Source organism: Candidatus Enterococcus moelleringii (genome assembly GCF_017377575.1).
Taxonomy (GTDB): domain Bacteria; phylum Bacillota; class Bacilli; order Lactobacillales; family Enterococcaceae; genus Enterococcus_A; species Enterococcus_A moelleringii.
Genome location: NZ_JAFREM010000029.1, coordinates 72,676 through 91,698 on the forward strand (window position 1 = coordinate 72,676; position 19,023 = coordinate 91,698).

General features: G+C 43.2%; 21 protein-coding genes. 6 read left to right on the top strand and 15 right to left on the bottom strand.

What is annotated here, in order from left to right:
- From JZO70_RS17745 to JZO70_RS17765, 5 genes are all read right to left on the bottom strand, one after another.
- Window positions 1–168, bottom strand: a complete 168-nt coding sequence (locus JZO70_RS17745) for a hypothetical protein (RefSeq protein WP_207675013.1) — start codon at window positions 166–168, stop codon at window positions 1–3.
- A 123-nt stretch (window positions 169–291) separates the two neighbouring features.
- A complete protein-coding gene (liaX, locus tag JZO70_RS17750) occupies window positions 292–2,076 on the bottom strand; it encodes a daptomycin-sensing surface protein LiaX (RefSeq protein ID WP_207675014.1) in 1,785 nt (594 codons plus the stop codon).
- 214 nt (window positions 2,077–2,290) lie between these two features.
- Window positions 2,291–4,165 carry a PTS sucrose transporter subunit IIABC gene (locus JZO70_RS17755; RefSeq protein ID WP_207675015.1) on the bottom strand — a complete coding sequence of 625 codons (1,875 nt, stop codon included), beginning with the start codon at window positions 4,163–4,165 and terminating at the stop codon, window positions 2,291–2,293.
- On the bottom strand, window positions 4,158–5,873 hold the full coding sequence (locus JZO70_RS17760; RefSeq protein ID WP_207675016.1) for a glycoside hydrolase family 13 protein: 1,716 nt from the start codon (window positions 5,871–5,873) through the stop codon (window positions 4,158–4,160). Before JZO70_RS17760 ends, JZO70_RS17755 begins: the two co-directional genes overlap by 8 nt.
- 72 nt (window positions 5,874–5,945) lie before the next feature.
- Window positions 5,946–6,944, bottom strand: coding sequence for a LacI family DNA-binding transcriptional regulator (locus JZO70_RS17765; RefSeq protein ID WP_207675017.1), 999 nt, complete (start codon window positions 6,942–6,944; stop codon window positions 5,946–5,948).
- A gap of 151 nt (window positions 6,945–7,095) precedes the next feature.
- Here JZO70_RS17765 and JZO70_RS17770 point away from each other — a divergent pair, with 151 nt between their 5' ends.
- The 4 genes from JZO70_RS17770 (at window position 7,096) to JZO70_RS17785 (ending at window position 8,740) form a co-directional block, all read left to right on the top strand.
- On the top strand, window positions 7,096–7,371 hold the full coding sequence (locus JZO70_RS17770; protein WP_207675018.1) for a type II toxin-antitoxin system RelB/DinJ family antitoxin: 276 nt from the start codon (window positions 7,096–7,098) through the stop codon (window positions 7,369–7,371).
- Complete coding sequence (locus tag JZO70_RS17775; protein WP_207675019.1) at window positions 7,364–7,702, top strand: type II toxin-antitoxin system PemK/MazF family toxin; 339 nt, start codon at window positions 7,364–7,366, stop codon at window positions 7,700–7,702. The genes JZO70_RS17770 and JZO70_RS17775 overlap by 8 nt, the downstream gene beginning before the upstream one ends.
- 388 nt (window positions 7,703–8,090) lie before the next feature.
- Entirely contained in the window at window positions 8,091–8,318 is a 228-nt protein-coding gene (locus JZO70_RS17780) for an AbrB/MazE/SpoVT family DNA-binding domain-containing protein (RefSeq protein ID WP_207675020.1), read from the top strand.
- 2 nt (window positions 8,319–8,320) lie between these two features.
- Window positions 8,321–8,740 carry a type II toxin-antitoxin system death-on-curing family toxin gene (locus tag JZO70_RS17785; RefSeq protein WP_242704006.1) on the top strand — a complete coding sequence of 140 codons (420 nt, stop codon included), beginning with the start codon at window positions 8,321–8,323 and terminating at the stop codon, window positions 8,738–8,740.
- A 6-nt stretch (window positions 8,741–8,746) separates the two neighbouring features.
- On the opposite strand, the gene JZO70_RS17790 is transcribed toward JZO70_RS17785, so the two are convergent.
- Window positions 8,747–9,646: a helix-turn-helix domain-containing protein gene (locus JZO70_RS17790; RefSeq protein ID WP_207675021.1), complete on the bottom strand. Its 900-nt coding sequence runs from the start codon at window positions 9,644–9,646 to the stop codon at window positions 8,747–8,749.
- A gap of 100 nt (window positions 9,647–9,746) precedes the next feature.
- Here JZO70_RS17790 and JZO70_RS17795 point away from each other — a divergent pair, with 100 nt between their 5' ends.
- On the top strand, window positions 9,747–10,466 hold the full coding sequence (locus JZO70_RS17795; protein WP_207675022.1) for a CPBP family intramembrane glutamic endopeptidase: 720 nt from the start codon (window positions 9,747–9,749) through the stop codon (window positions 10,464–10,466).
- A gap of 2 nt (window positions 10,467–10,468) precedes the next feature.
- Here JZO70_RS17795 and JZO70_RS17800 read toward each other — a convergent pair whose 3' ends face one another.
- The 9 genes from JZO70_RS17800 to JZO70_RS17840 form a co-directional block, all read right to left on the bottom strand.
- Window positions 10,469–11,098, bottom strand: a complete 630-nt coding sequence (locus JZO70_RS17800; protein WP_207675023.1) for a GyrI-like domain-containing protein — start codon at window positions 11,096–11,098, stop codon at window positions 10,469–10,471.
- A 56-nt stretch (window positions 11,099–11,154) separates the two neighbouring features.
- Entirely contained in the window at window positions 11,155–11,811 is a 657-nt protein-coding gene (locus tag JZO70_RS17805) for a helix-turn-helix transcriptional regulator (protein ID WP_207675024.1), read from the bottom strand.
- Window positions 11,812–11,926: 115 nt separating this feature from the next.
- Window positions 11,927–12,688, bottom strand: a complete 762-nt coding sequence (locus tag JZO70_RS17810) for an ABC transporter permease (RefSeq protein ID WP_207675025.1) — start codon at window positions 12,686–12,688, stop codon at window positions 11,927–11,929.
- A 10-nt stretch (window positions 12,689–12,698) separates the two neighbouring features.
- Window positions 12,699–13,484 carry an ABC transporter permease gene (locus tag JZO70_RS17815; RefSeq protein ID WP_207675026.1) on the bottom strand — a complete coding sequence of 262 codons (786 nt, stop codon included), beginning with the start codon at window positions 13,482–13,484 and terminating at the stop codon, window positions 12,699–12,701.
- The gene (locus tag JZO70_RS17820; RefSeq protein ID WP_207675027.1) at window positions 13,477–14,400 is read right to left on the bottom strand and encodes an ABC transporter ATP-binding protein; all 924 of its coding nucleotides are present in this window, start codon (window positions 14,398–14,400) and stop codon (window positions 13,477–13,479) included. The genes JZO70_RS17815 and JZO70_RS17820 overlap by 8 nt, the downstream gene beginning before the upstream one ends.
- 121 nt (window positions 14,401–14,521) lie before the next feature.
- Complete coding sequence (locus JZO70_RS17825) at window positions 14,522–15,442, bottom strand: sensor histidine kinase (RefSeq protein WP_207675028.1); 921 nt, start codon at window positions 15,440–15,442, stop codon at window positions 14,522–14,524.
- Between the two features lie 4 nt (window positions 15,443–15,446).
- Window positions 15,447–16,145, bottom strand: a complete 699-nt coding sequence (locus JZO70_RS17830; protein WP_207675029.1) for a response regulator transcription factor — start codon at window positions 16,143–16,145, stop codon at window positions 15,447–15,449.
- 129 nt (window positions 16,146–16,274) lie between these two features.
- Window positions 16,275–16,595 (bottom strand): type II toxin-antitoxin system YafQ family toxin, encoded by a 321-nt coding sequence (locus JZO70_RS17835; protein WP_207675030.1) that lies wholly within the window; start codon window positions 16,593–16,595, stop codon window positions 16,275–16,277.
- The gene (locus JZO70_RS17840) at window positions 16,576–16,878 is read right to left on the bottom strand and encodes a type II toxin-antitoxin system Phd/YefM family antitoxin (RefSeq protein WP_207675031.1); all 303 of its coding nucleotides are present in this window, start codon (window positions 16,876–16,878) and stop codon (window positions 16,576–16,578) included. The genes JZO70_RS17835 and JZO70_RS17840 overlap by 20 nt, the downstream gene beginning before the upstream one ends.
- A 789-nt stretch (window positions 16,879–17,667) precedes the next feature.
- Here JZO70_RS17840 and JZO70_RS17845 point away from each other — a divergent pair.
- A complete protein-coding gene (locus JZO70_RS17845) occupies window positions 17,668–18,816 on the top strand; it encodes a hypothetical protein (RefSeq protein WP_207675032.1) in 1,149 nt (382 codons plus the stop codon).
- The last annotated feature ends 207 nt before the right edge of the window (window positions 18,817–19,023 follow it).

Consider the following 19,023-nt stretch of genomic DNA (forward strand, 5'->3'; position numbering starts at 1 on the left):
TTACTCGTCGTCTTCTTGCGTTTCCGTCATGCGGTGGTATTTCTGCATGCCTTTTACAACAGCACGTTTGACTACGAAATAGTTTAACAGTATTAGAAAAATCGGGAATAGTAAAAATAACAAACTCCCGATGACAATAATCAGATTGCCAAAATCAGGATTGGGCATAAATGTTCCTCCTTGCAAAGTTTCTTCTATTATATACTAAAGAGTTGCGACTAAATAGCCTAAAAATATCCCGATGACAACAGAATTCAGTGTCGTCGGGATATTTTCTTGTAATAATTTAAACTAGCGGGCAAAGTCTTTCAAGAAAATGCTGCCGGTTTTGGAAGAAACCTCGATTTGCGCGGTTGGTTCCATTGGGCGGCGGAAATGAAACAGCCGTTCTTTGGCGTCTCTTCGTTCTCTGACTGTTTGAAAATCGGATAAGCGATAATTGATTTCTCCCAAGCTGGTTTTGGCGATTCCTTCTAAACCAATCGTAGTTGGCAGTGAAATTTTGATTGTTCCATTGACTGAATTGGCTTTAATTTTTCTCAAATCATTGTTGCCGACACTCAGTTTGATTTGACCATTGACCAAAGATGCATCGAAATTGGCGACATCCGCCTTGGAGACAATTGAGCCGTTGGCAGTTTCGATGATGGAATCAAGGATCGTCCCTTCGTAAATTTCGATTTCATTTTTAGTACCTTGAATTTCCAGCACCGCTGCGTTAATGTTTTTGAAGATCAAATCCCCGTTGGTCGCTTTAATGAAAATATCTTTAGCATTGATTTCCTGGACAATCAAATCCCCATTCAGCAGCCGAATCATTACATGATCGTACATTTTTTCCGGCAAATAGAAGGTTAACTCGGCAGTCACCCGTTTATTATGAACATGGAAAAGCAGCTTGTCCTCGTCCACCTGAATTTGGCTACGTTCCATGAAGGCGTCCATGGGATCTTGGCCGTACATTTTTCCCTGCAGCTTGATCTCTGCTTCCACGTAAATATCCGATCTCGACCACGTTTCAAAAATCACCGTTCCGTTGGCCAATTTGATATCCAAGTCGGTGATTCCACGATCTCTAAAGGTAAAATCATGCTCAAACTTGGTATTCCCTACCGAACCTGCGCCTGGAAGTTTGACCTCGTTCCATTTGCCGTCGACTGTGTCGGCAACGGTTTTTAAGGTGCGGTTGACCAAGTCGTTGACCCGACTGTTGAAGCTGGTGCTTTCGTAAGCTGGTGCTTCCTCTTCATCATCCTCAAAGCCCCAAGGATTTTCGGTTTCTTCATTAAATTTAGGTATTTCGTTTTTCCAAACAGGAATCGAATAAAAATCTTTTTCTGCCGCTTCTTTCTTGCGGTTTAACAGTTTGATTTGCGCTTCGATATCAGCCATTTCCTTTTTGGTCTGTTGATACAAAACCATGTTATCATCCGAAATGATTTCTAGTTCAACTTCTAAATTCAGATTTCGGAAGAGTTCCTGCCTTTCTTTTAATTGGTCTCGCAAAGGATCGATCTGTTGATCCAGCGCATGAATCTTGACTAGGGAATCATTTTCTTTGGCTTTTTGCTTTTCTGAACGAGTGTCTGCTGATTTCGGCTGTTGGACAGGTTCAGATACCGGCGGCTTGTGATCGTTCATTTCCCATTCGTCGATTAAGCTGGCGATGGGGTCATGAGGTTTTTCTGGTTCTGGTTCAATTTTAGGCTCTGGCACTTTCGCTGGTTCGTCTTCGGGTGCCGTTTTTGGTGCTGCTTCTGGTGTTGCTTCTGATTTTCCCAGTGGTTCAGTTTCCGGTTCTGGCTCAGCTTTGTTTTCTAATTCCTCCACCAGTTCGTCTTCCAGTATTGTTTCTGATTCCGGTTGAGCTTTCTGCTCTAATTCATCCGCGGATTCTAGCTCTGGCGCTGGTGTTGCCTCTTTAGCTGATTCCTCCACGGCAGTTTTCGCTGGTTTTGGTTTATCTTCACTGCTTAGTGCTTCAGCTTCTTCGATTTCTTCTAGTAATTGCAAGCCTTCTTCCGGCGTGATGGTGCCGTCCTTGATTGCTTCTAAAATTTCTTTGCGTAGGGCCATGATAAAGCCTCCTTATTAGACTATATTTCTCCATGCTTCTATTATGCCGGATATTTTTGAATTTTACATAGGTCAAAAGGAGGATTTTTTCTAAGTATTCTGGCTGGGTTGGTTGTGGAAAAGAGAAAATGAACCATTTTCTTCTATTATATAGAGTTTATTTAGTCACAAAAAAATTCCCGTTGCCGAAATTTCAGCAACGGGGGATCGTTTTTTAACTTTCTAAAATAGGCAGAACGGAATCTTCATCAAACTGTAAACTGGCGATAGTTGCGCGGGAATCGGTAATAATCACCATCACGGAAGCATCTTTGCCTTTTTCGGCTAACATTGCTAAATCCATAGTGCCGATTGGTTGTCCTTGTTGGACATTTTCGCCTTCTTTGACCGACCAGCTGAAGGGTTCGCCGTGAAGCTCCACGGTATCAATGCCTAAGTGAAGCAGCAGTTCCAAACCGTCTTCACTGACAATGCCGATGGCGTGTTTAGTTGGTGCGATCATTTTTACGACGCCGGAAACCGGTGCGGTAATTTCTCCGTTGGTTGGCAGAACCGCAAAGCCTTCCCCCATCATTTTGCTGGCGAATACTTGGTCGTTGACCTCGGTAATCGGGATGATCTCCCCTTCAATCGGCGCATAGACTTTGCCGACACTGGTTACTTGGCCAACTTGCTTAACTTCTGGAACAACTTCGTCTTTGGTCTTTTTGATGACGAATAAATTGGTCAAAACGAAGGCCAATACGAAGGTGGCAGCTCCGACAGTGACGTAAGTAATCACTTGATAAGGACTGTAAATGTACATCAACGGTGACAAAAGAACTGCCAAGCCGTAGCTGTTGGCTTGAATGCCTAACAACGAAAGCACCATGCCGCCGATGGCTGAGCTGGCCAGCATAACACCGATGGCCTTCATCCCGGTGCGCATCACGACCCCGAACAGCGCCGGTTCACTGACACCCAGCATTTGGGTAACCGTTGCAGAAATACCCGCCGTCTTAATCGATGAGCTTTTTGTCCGCAAAGCAATGGCCAAGCAGACTGCCGCATTGGCGAAGCCGTACATCGCACAAACGGTAATCAACGGGTTGAAGCCGGTGGTGGCGATCAAGGAAGTTTCGATCATAATAAACATGTGGTGCATCCCGGTCATCACGGCAATCGGATACAAGAAGCCGATGATCAAGCCGCCGATTCCCAATGGCAAGTGCAGGAACATCTCGATCACTTTAACGGCTTGAGCTTCAAAGCCGTGGACAATCGGGCCTAAAACGAACAACGCGATAAAAACTGAAACTAAAATTACGATAAAGGGGGTAAAAATCAAATCCATCGAGTTAGGCATGACTTTCCGCAATTTTTTCTCTAGCGCGGCCCCAATCATTCCGGTAATTAAAGCTGTCAAAATCGAGCCTTGGTACCCGACTAATGGAATTACGCCAAAGGCCATAATCGGTTCCGCCGTTCCGCCGGCCACCGCATAAGCATTGGGTAAGGCTGGCGACACCAGCATCAATCCAATCAGAAAACCGATAATGGGCAGGCCGCCGATTTTTTTGAAGGCAGACCAGCAAATAAAAGCAGTCAGAAATCCGAAGGCCGTATCGGTTAGAACCGTGATACAAGCATTCAACCATTCCGGCACTGATTCAAGAGATAAACCCATCACACCTAAAACCGATTCGTTCAACAGCACACCCTTTAATCCCAAGAAAAGACCGGTAGCACCTAAAATTGGAATAATCGGCACAAATACATCAGCAATGTTGCGGACGGCCCGCTGCAAGGGTGAAGAATCAGCCTTGGCCATTTCGGACTTCGAAACGTTTTCAAAAGAGTAGCTATCCTGCAAAGCAGCATAGACTTTATTCACGACACCAGTTCCCAGAATAATCTGGTACTGTCCGGCGTTATAAAAGACGCCTTTGACCTGATCGATCAGCTCCACTTGGCTGTCATCGATGGCTTTGCGGTCGTTAACCTGCAGCCGCAGCCGAGTGGCGCAGTGGGTAGCCGAAACAATATTGTCTTCCCCTACCACCGCCACGATTTTTTGCGCGATTTCCTGATAATTGGGTTGTTTACTCATGATGATCTTCCTTTCTTAGAACCAAAGCTTGGTAAGGTTGCAGCTGCCATTGCTCGCTGGATGCCGGAGTGTCGGGATAATTGCTTAACAATAACTCACCAGCGCCATCAAAATGCTGCGGCTGATTGCTTAAATTGACAATGACTTGAATCCGTTCCTGGCCGATCCGCTCATAAGCGATGATGGCTGGATCAGCCCCTAACGATTGAAATTGACCATAAATCAGCGTGTTGCGGTAATCTGAATGATTACGTAATTGAATCATTTGCTGATAGTAGTGGAACACGGATTGTTCGTGGTTCACTTGATCGGCGGCGTTGACTTCCTGCTGATCCCCTACCAGCTTCATCCAAGGTGTTGCCGTTTGACTAAAACCAGCTGTTGCCGAAGCATCCCACTGGAATGGCGTGCGGGTGTTGTCGCGAGAGCGCTGATTGACAAAGCCCAGTGCCTGTTCTTTGGTGTAGCCTTCTTGAATCGAGCGATGGTAATTGTCGATGCTGGAAACATCGTTGAAATCTGCTAAGCTGGTTCGTTGGAAATTCTTCATGCCGATTTCCTGTCCTTGATAAATGAAAGGCGTGCCTCGCAGGAAGAAAAACAAGGTTCCCAGCGCTTTGGCGCCGATCGCATTTTGATAGTTTTTGTCTGTAATATATTTTGATAGCGAACGGGGCTGATCGTGATTTTCTAAAAAGTTGGCGCCCCAGCCGTTGGCCTGAATGGCTTCCTGACTTTTAACCATTAATTCCTTTAAATCCTGCGGCTGCCATTTCGTTTGGCGGAACCACTCGCTGCCGTTTTCCACATCGATGTCGGCATAATGAAAATCAAAAATCATGTTGAAGTAGCCATCTGGGCCGATGTATTGATCAAACTGTTCGTAAGGAACTCCTGGTGCTTCGCCAACGCTGACACAATCGTGCTGGCGGAAGGTTTCTTGATTTAATTCGGCTAAAAATTTTTCAATTCCCGGACGATTTCGGGTTTTCACTTTGACGCTGCCTAAGCCGTCTGACCCATCCGGCGGGACATCGCCGTAATCCTGATCTTTTTTAATGAAGGTAATCGAGTCGATCCGAAAACCGGCGATCCCTTTGTCCAGCCACCAATTAATCATTTGGTAAATTTCCTGGCGCAGTGCAGGATTTTCCCAATTCAGATCCGGCTGTTTTTTATCAAAGGTATGGAAGTAATACATATCGGCTTCATTTGCTACCGGCTCCCAGACACTGCCGCCAAAAATCGAGCGCCAGTTGTTGGGGGGATTGCCTGCTTGGCCTTTTTTGAAAATGTAGTAATCACGATACGGACTTTGCGAGTCAGCTAGAGCTTTTTGGAACCATTCATGCTCATCGGAAGAATGGTTGACAACTAAGTCTAACATGATTTTCATGCCCTTTTCCTTGGCGGCGGCAATTAATTCCTCTAAATCTGCCATCGTGCCAAACTCAGGTTGAATTGCCTGGTAATCTGCGATGTCGTAGCCATTATCTACCATGGGAGAAGTGAAAATCGGGCAAATCCACAGCATGGTTACGCCTAATTCCTTCAAGTAGTCCAGTTTGGCAGTGATGCCTTTCAGGTCGCCGATGCCGTCGTTGTTGCTGTCGGAAAAGCTTTTCGGGTAAATCTGGTAGACAACCTCTTCTTTCCAGTCGGCAGTTGGCTGGCCGAGAATTGTTTTTTCTTTTGTCATTGTTTTCATTTTGGATGTGCTCCTTTGTGAGTTTAGTTTGTGGTATCGATATCATATTTGCTATTTTAGAAGAACCTGCCCTTAAGCAGATTCTCGTTTTATTAAGCTTAAATGTAAGTGTGACTGGTCGATGGTGTAGCTGCGTTCTTCTAATTTAGCCAGTAACAGATTGGTGGATTCTCGTCCTAAAACTTCTACTGGTTGGGCAATCGTCGTTAACGGCACTGCCAGCACATCGGTAAAGGGTTGATTGTCAAAGCCCAAAATCGCTAAGTCCTCGGGCACCCGTTTGCCGGCTTGGATGTATTCCTTCATAATACCAATCGCCACTTCGTCACTGCTGGTAAACACTGCATCGGGGCGAATGTTCTCCGGTAAAGCCAGCATCTTGCGGGCCACCATCTGCCCGTCTTGGATCGTGTGAACCTGTTTAAAAATCCAGTCAATTTTCATCGGCAGACCGTGCTTGTTGATGGCCTGTTCAAATCCTTCGGTCCGGGAATTTCCGTGTCCACCGGTGGTTAGCGTTCCGCCTGTACAATAAGCGATTTTCTTGTGACCTTTATTGATCAAATATTCCACCGCTTCAAAGCTGGCCGCCTGCTGATCGGTGTACACCTGCGGCAAGCTGGAACCGGGAATTTCTTCGTTGCACAAAATAATTGGGCCAAATTCCTGGTAGGCTTCGATTTCGTGAGGCTCACCTTCGATAGAACACATGATTAAGCCAGCAATAACATGCTGCTTCAGCATCTCCAGCATATTAATCTCGGCATTGCGATCGTCGTAGGTCTGCATGATCAACACGTTGTAGCCTTTGTCCTTGGCGCACTGTTCAATCGAGTCCACCAGCTGAGAGAAAAAGGGATTCACAATCCGGGAAACTAAAATGCCGATGGTTTTGCCTTTTTTCGAGCGCAGCTGGGTGGCCACTGTGCTGGGACGATAATGAAGCTCATCCATCGCCGCTTGAATCCGTCGCCGTTTATCTTCAGAAATATATGGGTGTTTATTTAAGTAACGAGAAACCGTGGAGACTGATAGTCCCGCCTTCTTCGCTACCTCTTTGATTGTTGCCATGTTTTATTCACCGCCTGTGGTATCGATTTCATATTTATCATACGATGTTTAGGAAGGTTTGTCAAATGGTTTTTTAAGAAAGAGAATAATTATCGCGAAATCTTTGCATAACCATCCTCTTGGGAGTATAATAGGAGTGTGAGGTGGTATCATGACAACTAAAGATAAAAAGAAAGTTCAAGTGAATATTGACAAAAGCTTAGCATCTGACGTAGATATTGTATTAGATTCTCTTGGTCTGAATCCTACAGTGTTAATTACCGCTCTGTATAAGCGCGTTGCTGCTAAAGGTGAAATACCATTTAGCTTTTCATTGACTGAGGAAGAAAAGGCGGATATCTCCCTAATGAAAGCTCTTGATCTAGTTCCTACTGTTCACGTATCTACCATGGAAGAACTCAATGAATGGTTAGATGAGGATGAATAGAAACGATGTACTAATTGCCTATCTAGGATATTCAGAAGATTCTGCTAATGGTAAACGGAGGCCCGTGCTTGTAATAGAAAAAGATGAGGATATTGTTCATGTGTTCAAAATAACCTCTAAGTTTCACAACAAATCTACCACAATCCAAAAGCAATATTATCAAATTCGTGATTGGCAGTTTGCAGGATTAAATAGAGAATCATGGATAGATATTGGTGTAGCAAGAAGTATTGATCTAAGCGTGCTTAAAGTAAAAGCGATTGGCAGTTTGTCCTCCCAGGACCGAAAAGGATTAGCTAAATTTATTGAACACTTTTATGACTTCAATTGACACATCCCTTCTGGCTGAACTCTTCTGCGCAATGTTTCTAAAAACTAGCCTTGGGGGACTTCTCACACTATCAGCAACAAAACCCGTAGCAGTGCTTAATTCTGGTTTTGTTGCTGATAGTTTTTTTGTTTTATTGGTAATATCGTTATAACATCAAACTCACAATCTTAACACGAATAACGGAGTATGCTTCTTAAATAATCTTCAGTATTGAATAGTTAAATGTTCTAATTCTCAAGACATGTATTGAATTCACTTGCGAATGAGCTTAAAAGACCGATTGGAAAATAGATCTGTTTCATATCGGTATATACTTCACAAGGAAGAAATACATTGTATAATACATATATACTTACTTGTAGAATTATAATAAACGAGGTGGATCATCATGACTAAAGCGTTCAAAATTCGAAAATCCGGCAATAGTAACATCGCCACTATCCCGCAGGAAGTGAAACAAGCGCTAGATGTGCAGGAAGGCGATTCGATTCGTTATATTATTAAGGATGAAAAAGTGGAAATCGTGAAGGATATTCCGCAGCCCGATATCGATGCGTTAATCGAAGAATCTATTAATCAGTACCATGTATTGATGCAAGAGCTGGTGGAAAAATAATTATGGTGATGAAGATGAACCATTTATCGGAAGAAACCATCATTAAACTAAATGTGCTGGCGATAACAACCTTTTCTCCAAAGGAACAAATCGGTGTAAAGGACGCTCCAGCGCTGCATATGTGTGTGAACCAGCCGCAGCAGGAAGTATTTGGTGAAGAGCTCTATCCTACCGTCTATGAAAAAGCTGGTATCTTGTATATTAATATTGCGACTAAGCATGCCTTCTTCAATGCCAACAAACGCACCGCTTGGCTGGCAATGGATGTCTTTTTGAAGGCAAACGGTTATCAGACTGACTTCACTACCGAAGAAGGCCTGGACTTCACTTTAAATGTCGTCAATTACGAGAAGGATTTTGACACATTGAAGGAGTACGTATTTACCTATTTAAAAACAACTGATAAAATCCAACCCAAATAAGGAAGCTCATTCCTTGTCTGGGTTGGATTTTGCTATATACCGCTGATAATAATTCCGCGCCTTTTCTTGGTGAATTTGGAAAATGATCTGGTAAAAATGAGTCTCCGAAGTGGGAATCGCCGTCAGTTGTTCTAAGAAAAGCTGTAATTGTGCTTGGGCCTCGGGAAAATTCGAATAAAGATCAACTAAGTAAGTGATAAACTGCAGCTGAATCATCAGCAATAAATTGTCCGAAGGTTTTACCAGTTCCTGATATTGAATAACCACTGCTTCTGCCTGAGGAATATCGTTGATGATCAAGAGACTTTGCAGGCGGTTGAAAAACAAATCCCCTACTTCTTCATAATAAATCTTCGTATCAAAGCTGTGATATTTTTCTAATTCTCGCAAAATCCGTTGGAACAGCTCATCGGCACGTTTTTTGTCGCTTTCTGTTAAAGATAGCAGTACCAGCTTACTGAGTTTGATTTCTTTTAAAGTCCACATTTTGGCATTTTCCAAATCTGCTAAAATCTCTTGAAAGGGTGCGCGGGAAAATTGATAGAAATTAGGGTTAGTCAGCAATACTAACAGATAAGCCTGCATCGCTGAGTAGCGCAGCTCGATTTGGGGATGCTGCTGGTATTGCTGATAGATTTTGTACAGTTCCTCAAATTTGCCTTTTTTGTATAGCGCATCGATCTGTTCTTCTAATTGTTTCCCCTCATCCGGTGTCTCCTTGAAATACATGAATTCTTCGTAACTGATTCCTAAATTTTTCAACAGCCCCTGGAATTTGGTGATTTCTACTGAGTATTTGCCGGCTTCGAAATCGCTATAGAAGGTTTTGGAGAGCACGCCGGTGTAAACTTCTTTTTGCGTGTATCCTTTGGCTTTGCGAATCTGCTTCATTATTTTTCCGTACATTTTTCGTTCTCCTTGTTAATTCCTGTATACCGGAATTATAGCGGTTTTTCCTTAGTAAGGCCATGCTATAGTTGAAAAAACGAAGACGGAGGAACAAAAAATGAAAATTTATTTGAAATTAATTGGTATGGCACTGGGATTAACGGTGGTGGTGAGCCTATTTACGGCTTTTGGTATGATTTTTCAGCTGGAGGAAGCGGGGTTGCAGGGCTGTCAGATTGCGGCCTTTTTATTGGCGGCGATTTTTTTCTTCTATTATATGAGGAGAAAGGATCGCAGCTTGCGGGGCTTTGGTTTTGTGACGAAGCCTGTTAGTCGAGGGTTTTATGGATATATTGCTTTGGTTGTGCTGGTGCAGCCGCTCATTTTTGGGGTGAATACTGCATTATCATTAGCCGCCGTTTGCTTGATTGTGGTGCAGATGCTCTTAGTAGGTTTTGTTGAGGAAGCCTTGTTTCGCGGAATTTTCTTTTATTTTTTGCGGGATAAGGGCTTGAAAGTCACGGTCGTATTTTCAAGCGTCGTCTTTGGTCTGCTGCACATGTCCAGCGGCTTGAATCCGGAAATGACTTCGGCTTTAGTCATGTTGCAGGTAGTCAATGCGTTGTTAGTGGGCGTTGTCTTTGCTCTGCTTTATTATCAAACAGGAACCATTTACATCGGGATCGTTTTCCATGCGTTGTTTGATATTTTGGCTTCGGTTGTTCGAAATGGTTCGGTGGAAAAGAATTTATTCGCTGTGGGAATCTTAACGGTCTGTTATGTTGTTTTTATCATTTACACTGGAAAAAACGTGAAGCTGGGCAGCTCCACGCGGTAACTTTATCTGACTTGAAAGCGCAAAATGGTTTTGCGTTTTGCGGGTGGTGTTTTGCGAGCATCATTGAGATAAATTTCTTTGTGGTAGAGATGCAGTCGTTGCAGTTTTTGTTCTTGGGCGAATTGCTCCATTTTGGCGAAGGTGACTGGCTCGTCATCAAAAGATCCATTGTGCAAGGCGTGAACACACAAGTCTTCTTCTAAAGTGACAAATTCAATTTCATCCAATAATGGATGCGGCTTTTTCTTTTTGACTGTTGTCAAAGTTTCTTCAAATATTTCTTCGGTGATATAGTCCGACTGCCGGATCATCAGCGTGTACTGGAAGCTGGTTTTGTCCAGCAAATTGTCGGGATTGGTGGTCTGCCACTCCCCTTCCAATGGATAAACAGTGTAGTCAGTATAGCTGAATTCTTCTCGCCGCGTTTTGTCATTGACCGCCATACGCTTGAAGGCCATTTTCAATGGGAATGCTAGTGAATACAACACCCCCACTCGATCAGAGAAAGCTTCCTCGTTGGGGTTGCCCTCTCCTTTAATAGTAATAAAAGTTTGCTTCGGCACCTGGATCACCTGCGGTTTTATGGATACACCATACAATTCTTTTTCTTGTTTTCGCCATTCGTGTTTCATCGTTATCTCCTCCTCTTTATACCTATATCTTAGCAGGCATAACTTGACAAGGAGTGTCACGTTTCATAAATTTGCGCCATCTTTTTCATTCGAGTCTGTAACTCTTCCCGCACTTCCGCGGGTGCAGCCACTTCCAGTTCCCTAATTCGCAGCAGCTTAAACAAACGAAAATCCTGCCGCAGCTGGCAAAAGGCCTGCAAATACCAATCACGATTCTTGAAAATCAGTTTGACCGGCTCGACGGTTCGCCGCTCTTGCTCCCCTTTGCGATTCATATAGCAGAATTTGACTAACTGTTGAGCGAAAATCGCCTGCTTTAGCGGATCAAAAATCGTTTTGCTTTCTAAACCCCAAGCTGAAAAGTCAATTTCCAGCCAATCCGATGGTGTCGTTCTAAACAAGCCGCTTAATTTTTGCAGCAATTCATCGGTTTGGCGATTTTCTACCAAAGACAATTCCTGCAAGGCCATTAAGATTTTTTCCTGTTCTTCAGCGGAAACAATCATTTTATTCAGTACATACTCTTGATTGAGAAATATACCGCCACCCTTGCCTTGGGTAGTATATACTGGGACACCCGCAGCGCTTAGTCCGTCGATGTCGCGATAAATCGTGCGCACCGAGGTCTCAAATTGTTCCGCCAATTCCGGTGCGGTCACCTTGCCTTTTTCTAAAAGCAGCAGCAAAATTTTCAATAGCCGACTGTTGGTCATGGGACACCTCCTTCGCCTAGTTTTCTTAGGTTAAGTGTACCAGATTGCGAGTGGTTTTGAGAGACAAAAAAGCCGGCCTGTTGTCAGCAGTTTCCGGCTTCATTTCATCTAAGGACTAAACGCTTTTCGGCTTTTTGCTGGGTGTTTTTCTTTCTCGATTTTTTGCATTTAAAACAATCAGCACAGTAACTAGCAAGATCATCAATAAGATAGTTACACTAACAAGAAGATTGCCGGTTATCGTTGTGCTTTCTGTGTCTTGGTAGCGAATAAGCGAAAGTCCGGCGGTAATCGGATAAAGGTCTCGCAGGCCATGCCCGGAAGCCATCATTCCAATAAATCCATAAAAGAAAGCAAACCCCACTCCGCCCATTAAGCTGCCGCTTCTCTGTCCTGTAAAAGCAATGATCGGTAAAACGGCAATATACGCGAACAAATTCATCCCAATCATTTGAAAAAGGACCTGAATCGCTCCTTCAAAGGAAAATCCTGGAAAACCACTCATGAAAAACACCAGCATGGTAAATCCAAATTCAAACAGCGAAAGCACAATTGTCAGTAGGCCAACAGTAAGCAATTTTCCAGTTAACAGCTTCCGAAAAGAAAGCGGGATGGTTAAGAGGTTTTTCATGGTATCATCGGTACGCTCCCGTTCGATCATATAGCCAGACATTAAGGTAATCGTTGCCGGATAAATCAAAACCAGATTGTTCCAAATCACGCTGGAAGAAAAATTTGAAAGGGTATGAGTTGCCCCATCAGAGGCCGTTGCCATAAAACGTGCCAGCAACACCACCGCCAGCATGGTAGCTATGCCAATCCATACTACCGAATAGCGTTTTAGTTTATAAAGCTCGGTTTTTACAATAATTTTCATCTTGTTCACCTCAACTTTCCCGCTTGCTGTAAATCCGAATAATGAGTAGATAGGATAGCAGCCCAATGATACAAACCGGCAAAACCACCACCGATAGCGGCAAAAAGTACGGTTTCATGACAGCATAAGCGGGTGTTCCCGGTACGACAAACTCTGAAGCCTGCCAACGATAAATAATCGGAGCCGGCATAATACTGGTTAACAACTTCATCATGGGATTTGTTGCAGCGAATAAACCACCATAAGCCAAGACAAAATCAAACATGGTATAGAAAAAAGTAAGAATAACAGCAAAAATATAGGAACGGTTAAAACCCACAATCGCAATGATCACCGGTAAAATACTTGTTGTATAAAGCAGTGCTGTAATGATAACGATCAGCAATTTCCCGAGAATATTTTCTAATTCGCTGCCGACAATCAGTCCGCCAATGATTGAAGAGCCTAACGTTGCAAAAGCGAAAATCAGACCTAATATGTACAGCACCCCGATTTTTGCCGTGACTATTTTGACGGGCGAAACTGGGATCGCACGTAAATTCTTCAAGGTGTTATTATCTCGCTCCATAAAAAACAGCATGGTGGCAATAATACCTAACGCCGCCGGCAGCATAATGGGTACCCCCATGGTTACCAGCAGCCCAAACACTGCATCGAATCCTGTGAAATTTCCGACATTTCCCGCCAAGACTAAAGCCGTCAGCGGAATAGGAAACAATAGTGCGGCCAAAATCACAAAACGAACAAAGTGCTTTCTTTTTAGTTTCCAAAACTCACATTTGATCAGTCTAAGCAATTCCTTCACCCCCGGTTACTCGTTTAAAGTAATCTTCCAGGCTTTCCTCACAAGTATGAGCTTCGGAAACCGCCAATCCGTTTTTTACAAATTCGGTGACAATGTCGGCAACCGGCAGATCAAGATTATTCACTCGTAAATGCTGGTCATCTTGGATGGTAAATTGGGTTTCGTTAAAGTTTTGTTCCAAAATTCGGGCAGCCTGGGCGGTGTCGGAGACAATAAAACGAATATGGCGGCTGCTTTTTTGTTCCAGCTCCTCCAGACTCTCTTCCTCCAGCAAGACACCTTGATCAATAATACCAATATCATCGGCTAACAAAGCAATTTCAGAGAGGATGTGGCTGGAAATTAAAATGGTTTTGCCTCGCACGTCGCAAAGCTCGCGAATAAAGGAACGCACCTCAGCAATCCCGATCGGATCAAGTCCATTGATGGGCTCATCCAAAATTAAAAGCTCCGGGTCATGCATGACGGCCAAGGCAATCGCTAATCGCTGCTTCATCCCCAGGGAATATTGGGGAAAAAGCTTCTTGTCCTTATAAGGCAATCCGACTAATTTCAACGTGTCCTTAATGGCGTGGCGGTTGGGTACTCCCCGCAGCTCGGCAAAAATGCGCAAATTCTCGGTTGCGGTTAGATTCGGATAAAAACCAGGGGCTTCGATCAAACTGCCTATGCGAGGAAGAACGTTTTTCTCGTTGCCCTGTAATGGTTTCCCCCATATGTTGACCTCGCCGGAAGTAGGAGCTGTCAATCCAAGAAGCATTTTCATGGCGGTAGTTTTACCCGCCCCATTTCTTCCCAGCAATCCATAAATACGTCCCGGCTTGACGTGAATATTCAAATCGGCAACACTTTTTTGCACGCCGTATTGCTTGGTCAGATTCTTCGTTTCGATAATGTATTTACTCATAGTCAACCCTCCTGTTCTATACAAAAATTCTATCATCCCAGTCTTGCATTAACCTTGCCAGAATCTTGCATTAACCTTGCATTTAAAAAAAGAATAAAGCTCCCACCGTAAAGCGAGAGCCTTAATCATCATTCAAGGGGAAAAACAAAGTAAAAACTGTTTCTTTCCCGGGTATACTTTTAGCCGTGATGGCACCGTTCATTTTTTCCACCAGCTGATGCACAATCGATAATCCTAGACCGCTGCCTTTTTCCGATCGTCCCTTATCACATTTATAGAGGCGTTCAAAAATATAGGGCAAATCGGCTTTTTCTATTCCTACGCCATTGTCGGTCAAGCATATTTGCAAGTTCTGGTCATTCTGGGACAAAGCGATTTCGATTTTTTCTGCGCGGCTGTGAGCAATGACGTTTTGGATTAAATTGTTTAGTATTCGCGTATATCCGTCTGTATCAAGCTTTACCTGGAGAGGCTGTTGGGGAATATCAATGCGGTAAGCGATTTGTTTAGCTTCAAAGATAGGTATCCAGTCGATGAGTATATTTCTCGTCAGTTCGGCAACCTCCACTGTAGTTAGCTCCATGGTAAACTCGTTGGAATTCAGCTTGAACCAATCAAACAATACATCGATATATTCTTTTAAGTCATGAGCTTTACGGCGGGCGATTTCCAGGTAATCCTCCCGTTCTTTTCCGGTAACAATCCCTTTGTTTACGGCATCTTGATAACCAATCAAGGTTGTTAGGGGTGTTCGCACATCATGGGACAGGCTGGTCATCAGCTGCTTATTAGTTTCTTCTGTTTGGTGAAGGATGGCTAACTTGCCTTCATAAGCTGCCACAATTTCGTTGATTTCATACGCCAGCGGAGCAACAAGCTCATTAGTTGCCGCTAAAATACGTCGGTTAGCATTCCCCGCCTTTACATCAGCAAGTGCTTCCTCCATTTCGGCGATTTGTCTTTTTACTTTACGGGTAACATAAGCAGCGTAGATGATCGCCAGCAAAGCCACCAACAGCGAAATAAAAATAATCAGCTCCATCTTGTCACACCTCCTTGTTAAAGCGATAGCCGATACCCTTGATTGTTTGGATATATTTCGGGCTTCCGGAATTTTCTTCGATCTTTTTCCGCAAACGGCTGATAATCGCCATAATATTGCTATCGTCATAAAAGTATTCTTCGCCCCAGACTTCCTCATAAATCTGCTGCTTAGTCAAAATCTTCCCTTGATTTTTGGCGCAAAATAAAAGCAAATCAAATTCTTTGGGCGGAAGTTCGTAGGTTCCGTTGACGGTCGTGATGGAACGGTTGTCAAGATCAATTTCCAAGCCGTCAAATGTAAGCTGCTGCTGTGAAGCGCCGGGCTGATTGAACCGAGTATAACGGCGGATCAGGGAAACGACCCGGGCAATCAGCTCATCCATGTCAAAAGGCTTTGTCAAATAGTCATCAGCCCCTGCTCGCAATCCTCTAACTTTGGAGGCACTGTCGTTTTTTGAGGTAAACATCAGAATAGGTAAGCTGCTCTCTTGGCGGATTTGTTCCAAAGTTTCAAAGCCGTCCATGCCCGGCATCATGACATCCAGGATCACCAGCTGGTAGTCCCTTGCTTTTAATTTGTCCAGACCTGCTTTGCCTGAAGTACAAAAATCCGCCTCGATATTTTCTGCGAGAACGCTGCGTTGAATCAAGCTACACAATTCTTTATCATCATCGATGATTAATAGTTGATAGTCTGCCATTGTCTGCCTCCTGCTTTTTTCTTCATAAATTAAGTGTAACAGATTGTTGCTGGTTTTGAGCGTCTAAAAAAAGCCGGTCTGCTTAGCAGGTTCCGGCCTAATTCAAAAATTGGTTAAATATATTGATCTCTATCTGCGTCTTATCTTGCCAAATAAATCCGAGTGTGATCCTACTTCTCCCAGTTCAACGACAAGCAAATGATCTATATAGGAGTAAATTACTAATAAATCAGGCCTAAAATGAAACTCTCGATCCCCGGAAGGATGATTGATCAAAGCATGATCTGCGTACTTTTCAGCAAGTTTTTCTTTATTGGCTAATTGATTCAATAGAAGCGTTAATTCTGCCATATCTTTTTTAGAGAATCTGCCACTTTTAGCAAGCTTTCTAATTTGTCTTTTATACAGACTGGTTGGCACTATCTGATATTTAGTCTGGAAGTTCGTCATATAAATCTCCCAATATATCCTTATGCATCTCTTCAGCCGTATTGTATTTTTTCGTACTAGGATCTTTCAAATACGCCATCCGCTCTTTTTTCGCATCCATTAATTCCATTTCTCTCAACTGCGAACGCAACGAGTTTAATTCATCCTCAGAAATCAGTACTGCATTTTTCCCGGAAGATAAAACAATGTGGATCTCGGCATTTTTCGTCGTAACATCATCTAGCAACGAAGTAAGATTCGTTCTTACTTTAGATGGCGTTGTAGCTGTCACTATATCAGACATCATGATTTCTCCTCTCTATATTTGTGTATAAATATATTACCATATTTATACACAAATAAACAGAGAGTTGATCGGAAGATTTACTTCAACTTGTACTATTAGTCTTCAGTAACCACTCACATTTAATTTTTTTAATTGAATGAAAATAATAAAGGCAACAGTAAGCTTGACTCGCAATTTATCGGAACCACAATAAGCGGGCTTAATTTATCAATACTAATCGAAAAATCACAGCAGCCTCTCCGTTTTTTGGTCCGTAGCTAAATTCATTTCAGGTCCAGGCCAATTCTACCCGCCGTTTTAGTGGATAGCTGGAAGTCTGTCGCGACTTTTTCCGTATAATTCACCACTTCAAAAATCAGCTTATCATGCTTGAAAAAGGTGCCGAATTTTCCAACTTGTCGTAATCTTCCGTAAAACATGTAGTAAACGGCAGATGACGATTACTACATTAAAAAAAGGTGCAAATAATCCAACTTTCCCCCTTTAAAAAATTTTCCCCAAGAAATATTTTCATAAAATTTAAATAAAATAACGCTAAGCCCTTAAAAAACAAATGCTAATTCGGATAACAAATCCCAACCGTTTCAACAGGTCGAATATTTTGAAAAATCTTTATATATCAAGAACACATCATATAATATAACGAGTTATTAAAACATTTTGGACCTTCGATGAAATTTGCACTTGCTTACAGAAAGCGTTTGCGATATATTGTGATTAGCCTCTTTAATCGAAGAGGATTTCACCTACTATCATTTCAACTAATCGTAAGGAGCCGTGAAAATTATGAAAGCACTTCAGCAAAAGCAATTGTTCTCTCTAACTAGACGAAACTTGGAAGCTAGGATTCGCAAATTCGCGAAGGAGGGCAGCAATCCTGCTTATTTGATCCAATGTGCCGTAGTGATTTTACTGCGTAATGCTTTTTCGCCAGAGAACTTCTCTTTATTAGCCAAGGAAGAAATTTGCCAGCTGTTTTTAACTGGTGATTTAGAGGCGCTGTCTTCTGTGCGGCATCTTTGCGTTTATTTTAAAGAATATTTTTCAAACACCGATTGGGAAAAGCTGATTATCCGCTTATTTGGCAGTGAAAAGGAATATTTGAATCACACCGCCACCTTGCGCGCTCAGACCGATCATTTACATAAATACCTCCATGGCGGCAAACGTCAGCCCGCCGAACTGATGGACATTGCCACCGTTTACAAAGACGCCGCGGGCAAGAAGCATCGCTTTACCTTAAAGGGGACGGACCCTTGCTACTCAGTGGAGGAAACCACTGCTCTTTTATCGATTTTAACGACCTTAACCCTATTTGAAAAAGACGGCGTGCGGCGTTTTACAGAGCTGTTCCGCTACATTTATTTGTCGACGACCCCAGTTTACGATCGTGAACGAGACGAACAGGCTGCTGAAACAGACGCTGACACTGATTCGATAGTCCTTCAGGAACAGCTGGATCAAGCTCTGGAAGCTTTGGCTCTGCTTAAAGTCAATAACGAGCCAGGTGCTGGTTTGCTGATGGAATCGCCTGACTTCTTGCAAAAGAATGTCTATGCTGGCAAAACGTCAGAGGAAATCGCTGCCCATATGTTCGACGGCTACAGCTATTCGCCGGAGGACGATCCGCAGCAGCTCCACAGCCGGATGATGACGGCTTTAATCGGCGGTCTCAAACTGAAGGAGGCTCCGACACTCTCGAATCTCGTTAACCGTAAAAGCGACGCTCCGCCGAAAGATACTGCCGATGAACCTGAAACACCGCTGCAAGACCCGCCAAAGGGTAAAAAGAAAAAGTCCAAACGAAGAAAAAAAGAGGGGAAGGTCTACCTGACTAAAGAAGAGATGGAAAGACAACGGAAAGAAAAGGAACTAGATCAAAAGACTCGTAAGAAACTAGGGAAAAAGAAAAGAGGCAAGAAGAAAAAGCGCTAATTAGGCTTTAGCACTTGGACGTTAGTTCTATTGTTCTCAAGTTCCTATCTTTCGGTATTTTCTGAAACGGAGCTAGATAGAGAGAAATTGCTGCGATATTACTTCTAAAGTATCGCAGCAATCCAAAATATTTTTCGCTGTATTATGCAATGCTCGTTTTGAAAAGAATTTTATTCCATTGCCTCTATTTTCCGATTGGACTCGGGT

What these genes read in the sequence shown, in the direction of transcription:
- JZO70_RS17745 (WP_207675013.1), bottom strand. Translation starts at nt 168, where the DNA reads ATGCCCAATCCTGATTTTGGCAATCTGATTATTGTCATCGGGAGTTTG.
- liaX (WP_207675014.1), bottom strand. Translation starts at nt 2,076, where the DNA reads ATGGCCCTACGCAAAGAAATTTTAGAAGCAATCAAGGACGGCACCATC.
- JZO70_RS17755 (WP_207675015.1), bottom strand. Translation starts at nt 4,165, where the DNA reads ATGAGTAAACAACCCAATTATCAGGAAATCGCGCAAAAAATCGTGGCG.
- JZO70_RS17760 (WP_207675016.1), bottom strand. Translation starts at nt 5,873, where the DNA reads ATGAAAACAATGACAAAAGAAAAAACAATTCTCGGCCAGCCAACTGCC.
- JZO70_RS17765 (WP_207675017.1), bottom strand. Translation starts at nt 6,944, where the DNA reads ATGGCAACAATCAAAGAGGTAGCGAAGAAGGCGGGACTATCAGTCTCC.
- JZO70_RS17770 (WP_207675018.1), top strand. Translation starts at nt 7,096, where the DNA reads ATGACAACTAAAGATAAAAAGAAAGTTCAAGTGAATATTGACAAAAGC.
- JZO70_RS17775 (WP_207675019.1), top strand. Translation starts at nt 7,364, where the DNA reads ATGAATAGAAACGATGTACTAATTGCCTATCTAGGATATTCAGAAGAT.
- JZO70_RS17780 (WP_207675020.1), top strand. Translation starts at nt 8,091, where the DNA reads ATGACTAAAGCGTTCAAAATTCGAAAATCCGGCAATAGTAACATCGCC.
- JZO70_RS17785 (WP_242704006.1), top strand. Translation starts at nt 8,321, where the DNA reads ATGGTGATGAAGATGAACCATTTATCGGAAGAAACCATCATTAAACTA.
- JZO70_RS17790 (WP_207675021.1), bottom strand. Translation starts at nt 9,646, where the DNA reads ATGTACGGAAAAATAATGAAGCAGATTCGCAAAGCCAAAGGATACACG.
- JZO70_RS17795 (WP_207675022.1), top strand. Translation starts at nt 9,747, where the DNA reads ATGAAAATTTATTTGAAATTAATTGGTATGGCACTGGGATTAACGGTG.
- JZO70_RS17800 (WP_207675023.1), bottom strand. Translation starts at nt 11,098, where the DNA reads ATGAAACACGAATGGCGAAAACAAGAAAAAGAATTGTATGGTGTATCC.
- JZO70_RS17805 (WP_207675024.1), bottom strand. Translation starts at nt 11,811, where the DNA reads ATGACCAACAGTCGGCTATTGAAAATTTTGCTGCTGCTTTTAGAAAAA.
- JZO70_RS17810 (WP_207675025.1), bottom strand. Translation starts at nt 12,688, where the DNA reads ATGAAAATTATTGTAAAAACCGAGCTTTATAAACTAAAACGCTATTCG.
- JZO70_RS17820 (WP_207675027.1), bottom strand. Translation starts at nt 14,400, where the DNA reads ATGAGTAAATACATTATCGAAACGAAGAATCTGACCAAGCAATACGGC.
- JZO70_RS17825 (WP_207675028.1), bottom strand. Translation starts at nt 15,442, where the DNA reads ATGGAGCTGATTATTTTTATTTCGCTGTTGGTGGCTTTGCTGGCGATC.
- JZO70_RS17830 (WP_207675029.1), bottom strand. Translation starts at nt 16,145, where the DNA reads ATGGCAGACTATCAACTATTAATCATCGATGATGATAAAGAATTGTGT.
- JZO70_RS17835 (WP_207675030.1), bottom strand. Translation starts at nt 16,595, where the DNA reads ATGACGAACTTCCAGACTAAATATCAGATAGTGCCAACCAGTCTGTAT.
- JZO70_RS17840 (WP_207675031.1), bottom strand. Translation starts at nt 16,878, where the DNA reads ATGTCTGATATAGTGACAGCTACAACGCCATCTAAAGTAAGAACGAAT.
- JZO70_RS17845 (WP_207675032.1), top strand. Translation starts at nt 17,668, where the DNA reads ATGAAAGCACTTCAGCAAAAGCAATTGTTCTCTCTAACTAGACGAAAC.